General features: G+C 61.7%; 25 protein-coding genes. All 25 read right to left on the bottom strand.

The window, feature by feature from the left end:
* Nucleotides 1–250 (bottom strand): 30S ribosomal protein S11 (gene rpsK, locus VFL64_RS17775; RefSeq protein WP_489541709.1); only part of this gene is annotated, 250 nt, incomplete at its 3' end.
* 60 nt (nt 251–310) lie between these two features.
* Nucleotides 311–676 carry a 30S ribosomal protein S13 gene (gene rpsM, locus VFL64_RS17770; RefSeq protein WP_489541708.1) on the bottom strand — a complete coding sequence of 122 codons (366 nt, stop codon included), beginning with the start codon at nt 674–676 and terminating at the stop codon, nt 311–313.
* A gap of 38 nt (nt 677–714) precedes the next feature.
* The gene (gene rpmJ / locus VFL64_RS17765; protein WP_011830995.1) at nt 715–828 is read right to left on the bottom strand and encodes a 50S ribosomal protein L36; all 114 of its coding nucleotides are present in this window, start codon (nt 826–828) and stop codon (nt 715–717) included.
* Nucleotides 829–887: 59 nt separating this feature from the next.
* A complete protein-coding gene (infA, locus tag VFL64_RS17760) occupies nt 888–1,106 on the bottom strand; it encodes a translation initiation factor IF-1 (RefSeq protein WP_047489367.1) in 219 nt (72 codons plus the stop codon).
* A 41-nt stretch (nt 1,107–1,147) separates the two neighbouring features.
* Nucleotides 1,148–2,458 carry a preprotein translocase subunit SecY gene (secY, locus tag VFL64_RS17755; RefSeq protein WP_489541707.1) on the bottom strand — a complete coding sequence of 437 codons (1,311 nt, stop codon included), beginning with the start codon at nt 2,456–2,458 and terminating at the stop codon, nt 1,148–1,150.
* 36 nt (nt 2,459–2,494) lie between these two features.
* Entirely contained in the window at nt 2,495–2,926 is a 432-nt protein-coding gene (rplO, locus tag VFL64_RS17750; protein ID WP_489541706.1) for a 50S ribosomal protein L15, read from the bottom strand.
* A 15-nt stretch (nt 2,927–2,941) separates the two neighbouring features.
* The gene (gene rpmD, locus VFL64_RS17745; protein WP_489541705.1) at nt 2,942–3,124 is read right to left on the bottom strand and encodes a 50S ribosomal protein L30; all 183 of its coding nucleotides are present in this window, start codon (nt 3,122–3,124) and stop codon (nt 2,942–2,944) included.
* 20 nt (nt 3,125–3,144) lie between these two features.
* On the bottom strand, nt 3,145–3,663 hold the full coding sequence (rpsE, locus tag VFL64_RS17740) for a 30S ribosomal protein S5 (RefSeq protein ID WP_489541704.1): 519 nt from the start codon (nt 3,661–3,663) through the stop codon (nt 3,145–3,147).
* An 11-nt stretch (nt 3,664–3,674) separates the two neighbouring features.
* Complete coding sequence (gene rplR / locus VFL64_RS17735) at nt 3,675–4,043, bottom strand: 50S ribosomal protein L18 (protein ID WP_489541703.1); 369 nt, start codon at nt 4,041–4,043, stop codon at nt 3,675–3,677.
* Between the two features lie 12 nt (nt 4,044–4,055).
* Nucleotides 4,056–4,589: a 50S ribosomal protein L6 gene (rplF, locus tag VFL64_RS17730; RefSeq protein WP_489541702.1), complete on the bottom strand. Its 534-nt coding sequence runs from the start codon at nt 4,587–4,589 to the stop codon at nt 4,056–4,058.
* Between the two features lie 16 nt (nt 4,590–4,605).
* A complete protein-coding gene (gene rpsH, locus VFL64_RS17725) occupies nt 4,606–5,001 on the bottom strand; it encodes a 30S ribosomal protein S8 (RefSeq protein ID WP_489541701.1) in 396 nt (131 codons plus the stop codon).
* A 27-nt stretch (nt 5,002–5,028) separates the two neighbouring features.
* The gene (gene rpsN / locus VFL64_RS17720) at nt 5,029–5,334 is read right to left on the bottom strand and encodes a 30S ribosomal protein S14 (protein ID WP_489541700.1); all 306 of its coding nucleotides are present in this window, start codon (nt 5,332–5,334) and stop codon (nt 5,029–5,031) included.
* Between the two features lie 8 nt (nt 5,335–5,342).
* Entirely contained in the window at nt 5,343–5,921 is a 579-nt protein-coding gene (gene rplE / locus VFL64_RS17715) for a 50S ribosomal protein L5 (protein WP_489541699.1), read from the bottom strand.
* A 3-nt stretch (nt 5,922–5,924) separates the two neighbouring features.
* Nucleotides 5,925–6,257 carry a 50S ribosomal protein L24 gene (rplX, locus tag VFL64_RS17710; RefSeq protein WP_489541698.1) on the bottom strand — a complete coding sequence of 111 codons (333 nt, stop codon included), beginning with the start codon at nt 6,255–6,257 and terminating at the stop codon, nt 5,925–5,927.
* Between the two features lie 21 nt (nt 6,258–6,278).
* Entirely contained in the window at nt 6,279–6,647 is a 369-nt protein-coding gene (rplN, locus tag VFL64_RS17705) for a 50S ribosomal protein L14 (protein ID WP_201810338.1), read from the bottom strand.
* A gap of 215 nt (nt 6,648–6,862) precedes the next feature.
* Entirely contained in the window at nt 6,863–7,381 is a 519-nt protein-coding gene (locus tag VFL64_RS17700; RefSeq protein WP_489541697.1) for a peroxiredoxin, read from the bottom strand.
* A 105-nt stretch (nt 7,382–7,486) separates the two neighbouring features.
* Entirely contained in the window at nt 7,487–7,762 is a 276-nt protein-coding gene (gene rpsQ / locus VFL64_RS17695; RefSeq protein WP_489541696.1) for a 30S ribosomal protein S17, read from the bottom strand.
* Complete coding sequence (rpmC, locus tag VFL64_RS17690; RefSeq protein WP_489541695.1) at nt 7,759–7,962, bottom strand: 50S ribosomal protein L29; 204 nt, start codon at nt 7,960–7,962, stop codon at nt 7,759–7,761. Before rpmC ends, rpsQ begins: the two co-directional genes overlap by 4 nt.
* Nucleotides 7,963–7,969: 7 nt before the next feature.
* Nucleotides 7,970–8,386 (bottom strand): 50S ribosomal protein L16, encoded by a 417-nt coding sequence (gene rplP, locus VFL64_RS17685; RefSeq protein WP_489541694.1) that lies wholly within the window; start codon nt 8,384–8,386, stop codon nt 7,970–7,972.
* A gap of 3 nt (nt 8,387–8,389) precedes the next feature.
* Entirely contained in the window at nt 8,390–9,283 is an 894-nt protein-coding gene (gene rpsC, locus VFL64_RS17680) for a 30S ribosomal protein S3 (protein WP_489541693.1), read from the bottom strand.
* Nucleotides 9,284–9,293: 10 nt separating this feature from the next.
* Nucleotides 9,294–9,623 carry a 50S ribosomal protein L22 gene (gene rplV, locus VFL64_RS17675; protein ID WP_489541710.1) on the bottom strand — a complete coding sequence of 110 codons (330 nt, stop codon included), beginning with the start codon at nt 9,621–9,623 and terminating at the stop codon, nt 9,294–9,296.
* Between the two features lie 11 nt (nt 9,624–9,634).
* Nucleotides 9,635–9,913, bottom strand: coding sequence for a 30S ribosomal protein S19 (rpsS, locus tag VFL64_RS17670; protein WP_257826450.1), 279 nt, complete (start codon nt 9,911–9,913; stop codon nt 9,635–9,637).
* A gap of 14 nt (nt 9,914–9,927) precedes the next feature.
* A complete protein-coding gene (gene rplB, locus VFL64_RS17665; protein ID WP_027693433.1) occupies nt 9,928–10,752 on the bottom strand; it encodes a 50S ribosomal protein L2 in 825 nt (274 codons plus the stop codon).
* Complete coding sequence (gene rplW / locus VFL64_RS17660) at nt 10,752–11,081, bottom strand: 50S ribosomal protein L23 (protein ID WP_027693434.1); 330 nt, start codon at nt 11,079–11,081, stop codon at nt 10,752–10,754. The genes rplB and rplW overlap by 1 nt, the downstream gene beginning before the upstream one ends.
* Nucleotides 11,078–11,408, bottom strand: a 331-nt coding sequence (rplD, locus tag VFL64_RS17655) for a 50S ribosomal protein L4 (RefSeq protein WP_489541692.1), incomplete at its 5' end; no start/stop codon positions are given. The genes rplW and rplD, both read right to left, overlap by 4 nt.

Below are 11,408 nucleotides of genomic sequence, written 5' to 3'. Positions count from 1 at the left end.
TGATGCCCTGCTCGATCGCGGCGCGGCCGGCGACCTCGGACGCGACCTGGGCTGCGAAGGGAGTCGACTTGCGTGAACCCTTGAAGCCCTGGCCGCCGGACGAGGCCCACGACAGGGCATTGCCCTGCCGGTCGGTGATGGTGATGATCGTGTTATTGAACGACGCGTGGACGTGCGCGATGCCGTCCGCAACGTTCTTGCGGACCTTCTTGCGCACGCGTTGGGCGGCGGTATTCGGTGCTTTAGCCATGTCGACTCTCTCTTGCTGTGCTCGTCTGTGTGCTCGTCAAGTGTGCGCTGCGGACAGCGATCACTTCTTGACCAGGGCGCCGGACTTGCGCGGGCCCTTGCGGGTGCGAGCGTTCGTCTTGGTGCGTTGGCCGCGAACCGGCAGGCCACGGCGATGGCGGAAACCACGGTAGCAACCGAGGTCCATCAGGCGCTTGATGTTGATGGACATCTCGCGGCGCAGGTCGCCTTCGATGGTCATGCGACCGATTTCCTCACGGATCTTTTCCAGATCGGCATCCGTCAGGTCCTTGATCTTGCGATCGAACGGAACACCGCTGGCGGTGCAGATCTTCTGCGCCGTGGTGCGGCCGATGCCGTAGATCGAAGTCAGGCCGATTTCGGCGTGCTTGTGCGGCGGAATGTTGATACCAGCAATACGTGCCATGTTCTTCCTCTATTCGCTCTGTACGTCGAAGACTGCGATCAGCCTTGGCGCTGCTTGTGACGCGGATCTGTACAGATCACGCGCACCACGCCCTTGCGACGGATGACCTTGCAATTCCGGCACATCTTCTTCACCGATGCTGCAACTTTCATGCTCTTCTCCTAGGGCCTTTCAGACCGCTTCAATTCCAAACCAACGCACCCGACTGTCGTCACTTCGCGCGGAACACGATGCGTGCACGCGTCAGGTCGTAGGGCGTCAACTCGACCGTCACCTTGTCCCCGGGGAGGATGCGGATGTAATGCATGCGCATCTTTCCGGAGATATGGCCGAGCACGATGTGCCCGTTCTCCAACTTCACACGAAACGTTGCATTGGGAAGATTCTCGAGAATCTCGCCTTGCATCTGAATGACGTCGTCTTTCGCCATGCCTACCGTTTCGTTGTCTCTTGTTCGCTTAAAACCCGGCCTCAGCTGGCCTTGAAACTTGCCTTCTTCAGCAGTGATTCGTACTGCTGGCTCATCACGTACGACTGCACCTGGGCCCAGAAGTCCATGGTCACCACGACGATGATGAGGAGTGAGGTGCCACCGAAGTAGAAGGGCACGTTGTACTTCAACACCAGGAACTCAGGCAGCAGGCACACCGCAGTGATGTAGATGGCACCAGCCAGCGTCAGGCGCGACAGGATGCGGTCGATGTGCTTGGCCGTTTGATCACCCGGGCGGATGCCAGGAATGAAGGCGCCGCTCTTCTTCAGGTTGTCTGCCGTCTCACGGCTGTTGAACACCAGTGCCGTGTAGAAGAAGCAGAAGAACACGATGGCCGCAGCAAACAGCATCACATAGATCGGCTGACCCGGCGACAGCGCCCCGGCGATGTCCTTGAGCCAACGCAGGCTGTCGCCCGTGGCGAACCAGCCCACGGCGGTCGCCGGCAACAGGATGATCGACGAAGCAAAGATCGGCGGAATCACGCCCGACATGTTCAGCTTGAGCGGCAGGTGCGACGACTGGCCGCCATAGACCTTGTTGCCCACTTGCCGCTTGGCGTAGTTCACCAAGATCTTGCGCTGACCGCGTTCGACGAACACCACGACGAAGGTCACAGCCGCAACGATCACAACGATGAACAAGGCCACCAGCACGCTCATGGCACCGGTGCGCACCAGCTCCAGCAGGCCGCCAATGGCGCCCGGCAGGCCAGCTGCAATGCCGCCAAAGATCAGGATCGAAATGCCATTGCCCAACCCGCGCTCGGTGATCTGCTCACCCAACCACATCAGGAACATCGTGCCGGCCACCAGGCTGAACACGGCGGTCATGCGGAATCCGAAGCCCGGAGAAATCACCAGGCCGGGCGAACCTTCGAGTGCAAGCGCAATGCCCAGCGCCTGGAACAGAGCCAGGCCCAACGTGCCATAGCGGGTGTACTGCGTGATCTTGCGACGGCCCGACTCGCCTTCCTTCTTCAGCGCTTCGAGCGTCGGCACGACGTAGGTCATCAACTGCATGATGATCGACGCCGAGATGTACGGCATGATGCCCAGCGCAAACACGGTGAAGCGCGACAGGGCACCGCCCGAGAACACATTCAACAGGCTCAGGATCCCGCCCTGCTGGCCCTTGAACATCGCCTGCAGCTGCGCCGGGTCGATGCCGGGCACAGGAATGTGCGCGCCGATGCGATAGACCACGAGGGCGAGCAACAAGAAGACAAGCCGGCGACGGAGGTCACCGAACTTGCCGCTCTTGGCCAGCTGATTCGCGTTGGTTGCCACTGAAGCGTGTTCCGTAGGTAGTTAAGGCGAGTCTGCTCAGGCGACCGAGCCGCCAGCGGCTTCGATGGCAGCCTTGGCACCCGCGGTAGCACCCACACCCTTGAGCGTGACCTTCTTGCTCAGTTCGCCGGTCTTGATGACCTTGACGACCTTGGCCAGCTGGCTCACGAGGCCGGCTTGCTTCAGGGTCAGCAGGTCGATCTCATCGGCGCCCAGAATCTGCAGGTCGGCCAAGGTGATCTCGGCGTTGTACTTGAGCGAAGCCGACTTGAAGCCGCGCTTGGGCAGGCGGCGCTGCAGAGGCATCTGGCCGCCTTCAAAGCCGACCTTGTGATAGCCACCCGAACGCGACTTCTGGCCCTTGTGGCCACGGCCGGCAGTCTTGCCCAGGCCCGAGCCGATGCCACGGCCAACACGGCGCTTGGCGTGCTTGGCACCCGTGGCGGGTTTGATGCTGTTGAGTTCCATCTTCGTTCCTTAGGCTCAGAGCACTTTGACCAGGTACTGGACCTTGGTGATCATGCCGCGCACTGCGGGCGTGTCTTCGAGCGTGCTTTCGCTGTTGAGCTTGCGCAGGCCCAGGCCGCGCACGGTGGCACGGTGCGACTCGCGCGTGCCGGCAATGCTGCGAACCAGCTTGACCTTGAGAGTTTTCTTGTCAGCCATGATGTCTTCCTTGGGGCCGATCAGCCGGTGATTTCTTCGACCGTCAGACCACGCTTGGCGGCGATTTCGGCCGGCGTGCTGATGTTCTTCAACGCGTCGAGCGTGGCACGAACCATGTTGTAGGGGTTCGAAGAGCCGAGGCTCTTGCACACGATATCGGTCACGCCCATCACTTCGAACACGGCGCGCATCGGGCCGCCGGCAATGATGCCGTCACCGGGCTTGGCCGGAGCCATCAGCACGCGCGAAGCGCCATGCTCACCGACCACCTTGTGGTGGATCGTGCCGTTCTTGAGCTGAACCTTGAACAGGTTGCGGCGAGCCGATTCCATGGCCTTCTGCACGGCCACAGGAACTTCCTTGGCCTTGCCCTTGCCCATGCCGATGCGGCCATCGCCATCACCCACAACGGTGAGTGCCGCGAAGCTCAGCGTGCGGCCACCCTTCACCACCTTGGTGACACGGTTCACCGCAATCATCTTTTCCTTCAGGCCGTCGTCGTTGCCTTCGGCTTGCGCGCGGGGAGTGAACTTTGCCATTTCAGTATTCCTTAGAACTGCAGGCCGGCTTCACGCGCGGCTTCGGCCAGGGCCTTCACGCGGCCGTGGTATGCAAAACCAGCGCGGTCGAATGCGACCTTCTCGACACCGGCGGCCTTGGCCTTCTCGGCGATGCGCTTGCCGATCAAGGTGGCGGCGTTGACATTGCCACCCTTGCCAGCAGCACCGAGTTCCTTGCGGACATCGGCTTCGGCGGTGGACGCGCTGGCCAGCACCTTGGCGCCGTCGTCGGAGATGACGCTGGCGTAGATGTGCAGGTTGGTACGGAACACCGTCAGGCGGGCCACGGACTGCTTGGCAATGCGCGCGCGGGTCTGGCGGGAGCGGCGAATGCGCTGATCTTTCTTGTTCAGTGACATGTTCGGCGCTCCTTACTTCTTCTTGGTCTCTTTGATCACGACCTTTTCATCCGCGTAACGGATGCCTTTGCCCTTGTAGGGCTCGGGAGGGCGAATCGCGCGAACTTCCGCAGCGATCTGACCCACCACCTGGCGGTCAGAGCCCTTGATCACGATTTCGGTCTGGCTCGGGCACTCGACCTTGACACCGGCCGGCATGTCCTTCGCCACCGGGTGCGAGAAACCGATCTGCAGGTTCAGCTTGGAACCGGCGGCCTGGGCACGGAAGCCCACGCCCACCAGCGTCAGCTTCTTCTCGAAGCCCTTGCTCACGCCGTTGACCATGTTGTTCAACAGAGCGCGCATGGTGCCCGACATCGCATCGGCCTCGACCGTCTCGTTGGCAGGTTCGAAACTGAGCTTGCCGTCGGCATTCTTCACGGTCACGAGTGCATTCACGGGACGCACCAGCGTGCCCAGCGAACCTTTGACGCTGATCTGCTCAGCAGTGATCGACACATCCACACCCTTGGGGATGGCGATCGGCATTTTTCCTACGCGGGACATTTGCTTCTTCCCTTCCTTAGGCGACGTAGCAAAGCACTTCGCCGCCGATGCCGGCTTGGCGCGCCTTGCGGTCGGTCATCACACCCTTGGGCGTGGTGACGATGGCCACACCGAGACCGTTCTTCACGCTCGGAATGTCGTGGCGGCCCTTGTAGATGCGCAGGCCGGGACGGCTCACGCGCTCGATGTGCTCGATGACGGGGCGGCCAGCGTAGTACTTGAGGGTGACCTCGAGCTGCGGCTTGGCCTTTTCGCCGACCACGGCGAAGTTTTCGATGTAGCCCTCGTCCTTCAGGACTTTGGCAATCGCCACTTTCAGCTTGGACGCCGGCATCACGACAGCGGTCTTCTCGACCATCTGCGCGTTGCGGATGCGGGTCAGCATATCGGCGATAGGATCACTCATGCTCATTCGGATATCTCCTGATCGTCGTGCCGATTACCAGCTGGCCTTGATGACACCGGGGATGTCGCCCTTGAACGCCAACTCGCGAATCTTGTTGCGGCCCAGGCCGAACTTGCGGAAGGTGCCACGGGGGCGGCCGGTCAGCTCGCAGCGGTTGCGCTGGCGCGTGGGGTACGCGTTGCGCGGCAGCTTCTGAAGTTCGAGGCGAGCGGCATAGCGCTCTTCATCGGACTTCTTGGCGTCGTTTGCGGTTGCCTTGAGTTCGTCGTACTTCTTCTTGTACTTGGCGACCAACTCGGTGCGCTTCAGTTCGCGCTGGATGAGGGAAGTTTTAGCCACTGATCACCTCAGTTCTTGAACGGGAACTTGAACGCAGCGAGCAGTGCCTTGCACTCCTCGTCGTTCTTCGCGGAAGTGGTGATGCTGATGTTCAGACCACGCAATGCATCCACCTTGTCGTACTCGATCTCGGGGAAAATGATCTGCTCTTTGACGCCGATGTTGTAGTTGCCACGGCCATCGAACGAGCGACCCGAGATGCCGCGGAAGTCACGCACGCGCGGCAGCGCGATCGTCACGAAGCGGTCGAGGAATTCATACATCTGCACGCCGCGCAGGGTGACCATGCAGCCGATGGGCACACCGTCACGGATCTTGAAACCGGCGATGGCCTTCTTCGACTTGGTGACCACTGGCTTCTGGCCGGCGATCTTGGTCAGGTCGCCGACAGCGTGGTCCATGACCTTCTTGTCGGACACCGCCTCGCTCACACCCATGTTGAGCGTGATTTTGGTGATGCGGGGAACCTGCATCGTCGAGGTGTAGCCGAACTTCTTGATGAGCTCGGGCGTGATGGTCTCGCGATAGACCTTTTGCAGACGCGCGACAGCCGGCGCTGCAGATTGTTGGGCTTGTTGCTTGGCCATGTCTTATGCCTTGATCTCTTCGCCACTGGACCGGAAGACGCGAACCTTGCTCGTCTTGTTGGTCTTGGCGTCGGCAACCAGCTTGACACCCACGCGATCGGCCTTGCCGGTGGCGGGGTTGAAGATGGCCACGTTGGACTGGTGGATCGACAAAGTCTTGTCGACCACGCCACCGGTCGTACCCTTCATCGGGTTCGGCTTGACGTGCTTCTTCACCACATTCACGCCTTCGACGACGATGCGCTCGTCCGTCTCGCGCGACAACACCGTGCCACGCTTGCCTTTGTCGCGGCCGGTCAACACGATGACCTGGTCGCCTTTGCGAATCTTGTTCATGAGCTTTTCTCCAACCGCGGCTTAGAGCACTTCAGGCGCCAGCGACACGATCTTCATGAAGCGCTCGGTACGCAGTTCACGCGTCACCGGGCCGAAGATGCGGGTGCCGATGGGCTCGAGCTTGGCGTTGAGCAGCACGGCGGCGTTGCCGTCGAACTTCACCAGCGAGCCGTCTTGGCGACGGACACCCTTGGCGGTGCGAACGACGACGGCGCTGTAGACCTCGCCCTTTTTCACACGGCCGCGCGGCGCAGCTTCCTTGATGGAAACCTTGATCACGTCGCCGATACCAGCGTAGCGGCGCTTGGAGCCGCCGAGCACCTTGATGCACTGGACGGACTTCGCGCCAGTGTTGTCCGCGACGTCGAGTCGCGATTGCATTTGAATCATGTTCTGTCCCCAACTTGTCTCGCCTGAGCGAGCAGTCTTGGGCCCGTCAGATCACCACGCTGGATGCGCGATTCACCGTTTGGGCGGAGCCGACGCCTGCTACACCTTGGTTGGCATGCCAGGTGGCATACCGATGTAGCCGGAATTTCGGCGAAGCTGCGGATTATGAGGGAGGCAAGTAGCTTGTGTCAACAGCCCCTTGCTCCGCTCGGGAATCAGGCCTTGATGAGTTCCTTGGCCTGCTTGAGGAGGGTCGCCGCGTCGCTGACCTCGAACTTGCCGGGCCCCTCGACATTGAGCGACTTGACCACGCCGTCCACCACCAGCATTGAATAGCGCTGTGAGCGCACACCCATGCCGCGCGACACCAGATCCAACTCCAGTCCGGCGGCCTTGGTGAAGGCAGCACTGCCGTCGGCCATCATGCGAACCTTGCCGGCGGTGTGCTGATCGCGCCCCCAGGCACCCATCACGAAGGCGTCATTCACCGACACACACCAGATCTCATCGACGCCCGCGGCCTTGAGTTCGTCCGCCTGCGTCACGTAGCCAGGCACATGCTGCGCCGAGCAGGTGGGCGTGAATGCACCCGGGAGCGCAAACACGGCAATCTTCTTGCCAGCCGTTGCTGTCGCAATGTCGAAGCTGTTGGGGCCGAGCGAACAGCCATTGCCTTCGACTTCGATGAATTCCTGCAGGGCACCTGCGGGGAGCTTGTCGCCAACCTTGAGCATGTTCGTCTCCAGAGAGTCAGTTCAGAAAAGCAAAACGGCCGGGGCGCCAGACTTCAGCACACCGACCGTTGCAGCGGGGCTTGAGGCCCTGCAGGGTACGTCAACTCAGACCGTGCGCGCCTTCTCGACCAGGCGAGTCACCACCCACGACTTGGTCTTCGAAATCGGCCGGCTTTCGGCGATCTCGACCACATCGCCCATCTTGTACTCGCCCTTTTCGTCGTGAGCGTGGTACTTGCTGGACTTGGCCACGATCTTGCCGTACAGCTCGTGCTTGGTACGGCGCTCGATCAAGACCGTGATGGTCTTGGCGCGCTTGTCGCTCACCACGCGGCCCACGAGGGTCCGCGTGTTCTTTGGCTTGATTTGGGCTTCAGTCACTTGGCGGCCCCTTTCTTCTTCTCGGCCAGGATGGTCTTGGCGCGAGCGATGTCACGGCGGGTATTGCCCAGCGTGGTGTGGTTGGTCAACTGCTGAGTCGCCTTTTGCATGCGCAGGCCGAAGTGGGCCTTGAGCAAGTCGGCCACTTCCTTCTCGAGGCCGGCGACGTCCTTGGCGCGAAGTTCAGATGCTTTCATCATGCTCTCCTTAGGCGCCGATCGCGCGGGCCACGAAGGTGGTGCTCAGCGGCAGCTTGGCCGAAGCCAGCTTGAACGCTTCGCGGGCCAGTTCTTCCGGCACACCGTTGATTTCATAGAGCACCTTGCCCGGCTGGATCTCAGCCACGTAGTACTCGGGGTTGCCCTTGCCGTTGCCCATGCGGACTTCAGCAGGCTTTTGCGAGATCGGCTTGTCCGGGAAGATGCGGATGAAGATCCGACCACCGCGCTTGATGTGGCGCGAGATCGCGCGGCGAGCCGCTTCGATCTGGCGCGCCGTCAGGCGGCCGCGCTCAGTGGCCTTGAGGCCGAAGTCGCCGAACGACACGGCAGCGCCGCGCGTGGCCACGCCGGTGTTGCGGCCCTTTTGTTCCTTGCGGAATTTTCTGCGTGCAGGTTGCAGCATTCTTTATTCTCCTTTGGGCTCAGTGGCCCCAGGCGTCGGCGCCTTGCGCACGCGCTTGACAGCGGGTGCCTTAGGCGCGTCGCCAGCCGGCGCGGCTGCTTCAGCAGGGCGACCAGCGTCTTGGCGCGGAGCGCCGCGGTCGAAACCAGCACCACCCGAACGGCCGCCACGGCCCGCGGGAGCACCAGGGGCGCCCGGACGGGTGTTGCGACGCGGACGGCGATCATCTTCTTGCACTTCAGGCTTGGCCTGGGGTGCCAGCTCGCCATTGGCCAGACGGTCACCACGGTAAACCCAGCACTTCACGCCGATGATGCCGTAGGTCGTCTTGGCTTCGGAGAAACCGTAGTCAATGTCGGCCTTCAGGGTGTGAAGGGGCACGCGGCCTTCGCGGTACCACTCGCAGCGAGCGATTTCGATGCCGTTCAGGCGGCCCGACGACATCAGCTTGATGCCTTGGGCGCCCAGGCGCATGGCGTTCTGCATGGCGCGCTTCATCGCGCGGCGGAACATGATGCGCTTTTCGAGCTGCTGGGTGATGCTGTCGGCAATCAGCTGGGCATCGATTTCAGGCTTGCGCACTTCTTCGATGTTCACAGCCACCGGCACGCCAAGGCGGCGGGTCAGTTCGGCCTTCAGGTTTTCGATGTCTTCGCCCTTCTTGCCGATCACGACACCCGGACGCGCCGAGAAGATCGTGATGCGTGCGTTCTTGGCGGGGCGCTCGATCAGGATGCGCGACACCGCGGCGCTCTTCAGGCGCGCCTTCAGGTAATCACGAACCTGCAGGTCTTCGGCCAGCATGGTCGCGAAGTTCTGGTTGTTCGCGTACCAACGCGAAGCCCAGTTGCGCGTGACCGGCAGGCGGAACCCGGTTGGGTGGATTTTTTGTCCCATGGTGTTGCCTTTAGTTGCCGACAGTGATGTAGATGTGGGCGGTCGGCTTGCTGATGCGGTTGCCGCGGCCCTTGGCACGTGCGGAGAAGCGCTTCAGCGTGGCACCTTGCTCGACGAAGATCGTCTTCACGGTCAGCTCGTCAATGTCGGCGCCATCGTTGTGCTCGGCGTTCGCAATAGCGGACTCGAGACACTTCTTGATGATGCCGGCAGCCTTCTTGGGGGTGAATGCCAGGATGTTGAGCGCCTGGTCCACCTTCTTGCCGCGGACCATGTCGGCCACCAGCCGACCCTTGTCGGCAGAGAGGCGGACGCCGCGAACGATCGATTTGGTTTCCATCGTCGTCATCCTTACTTCTTGTTGGCCTTCTTGTCAGCCGGGTGGCCCTTGAACGTGCGGGTGAGCGCAAATTCGCCGAGCTTGTGGCCAACCATCTGGTCGGTGACATACACAGGGACGTGCTGCTTGCCGTTGTGCACGGCGATCGTCACACCGATGAAGTCAGGGAGGATCGTCGAGCGGCGCGACCAAGTCTTGATGGGCTTCTTGTCCTTGGTGGCGACAGCCTTCTCGACCTTGGCCTGAAGGTGGTGATCGACGAACGGACCTTTTTTGAGCGAACGGGTCATGTGTCAGCCCCTTCTTACTTCTTGCGACGCGAGACGATGAACGTCTGCGTGCGCTTGTTGTTGCGAGTGCGGTAGCCCTTGGTCATGGTGTTCCAAGGAGACACCGGCACCTGGCCTTCGCCCGTGCGGCCTTCGCCACCACCGTGCGGGTGGTCCACCGGGTTCATGGCAACGCCACGAACGGTCGGGCGGATGCCCTTCCAGCGGATCGCGCCGGCCTTGCCGTACTGGCGCAGGCTGTGCTCTTCGTTCGAAACTTCGCCGATCGTGGCGCGGCAATCGATGTGAATGCGGCGCACTTCACCGGAACGCAGGCGAACCTGAGCGTAAGTGCCTTCGCGCGCCAGCAACGTCGTCGACGTACCGGCCGAGCGGGCAATCTGCGCACCCTTGCCGGGCAGCAGTTCGATGCAGTGAATGATCGAACCCACCGGGATGTTGCGGATCGGCAGCGTGTTGCCGGCCTTGATCGGCGCTTCAGCGCCGCTCAGCACGGTGGAACCCACTTCCAGACCACGCGGGGCGATGATGTAGCGACGCTCACCGTCGGCGTAACACACCAGCGCGATGTGGGCCGTGCGGTTCGGGTCGTACTCGATGCGCTCGACCTTCGCCGGGATGCCATCCTTGTTGCGCACGAAGTCGACCACGCGGTAGTGGTGCTTGTGACCACCGCCCTTGTGGCGAATCGTGATGTGCCCGTTGTTGTTGCGGCCCGAGTGCTGGAACTGCGGCTCGACCAGCGACGCTTCGGGCTTGCCCTTGTGCAGGTGCGCATGCACCACCTTCACCACGGCACGGCGGCCAGGCGAGGTCGGCTTGACTTTGATGACGGCCATTACGCGGCCTCCCCAGAGAAGTTGAGCTCTTGGCCCGCCTTCAGTGACACGTACGCCTTCTTGACGTGGTCACGGCGACCAATCGAACGACCGAATTTCTTGACCTTGCCCTTTTGGACCACAGTCTGAACCGACTCGACTTCGACCTTGAACAGCAGCTCAACGGCAGCCTTGATCTCGGGCTTGGTCGCGTCGCGCAGCACCTTGAACATCACCTGGTTGTTCTTCTCGGCGACGGCGGTGGCCTTTTCGCTCACGATCGGAGCAACCAGCACTTGGGCCAGACGGTTGTCGGCGTGCTTGGGCTTGGTAACTTGGGTGGCGCTCATGCGAACATCTCCTTGAGTTGCTCGATCGCCGCCTTGGTCACCAACACCTTCTTGTAGTGCACCAGCGAAAGCGGGTCAGCGTGACGCGGCTCGACCACCAGCACATTGGGCAGGTTGCGCGAGGCCAGGAACAGGTTGTCATCCACCTCGTCAGCAATCACCAGCACCGAGCTCAGACCCATGGCCTTGAACTTGGCAGCCAGCAACTTGGTTTTGGGGGCGTCGACGGTGATCGAATCGACCACGGCCAGACGGCCTTCACGAGCCAGTTGCGAGAAGATGGCGGCCATGCCGGCGCGGTACATCTTCTTGTTGACCTTCTGAGTG

Source organism: Rhizobacter sp., from assembly GCF_035702065.1.
Taxonomy (GTDB): Bacteria; Pseudomonadota; Gammaproteobacteria; order Burkholderiales; family Burkholderiaceae_C; genus Rhizobacter.
This window is presented reverse-complemented; position numbering and strand designations above follow the sequence as displayed.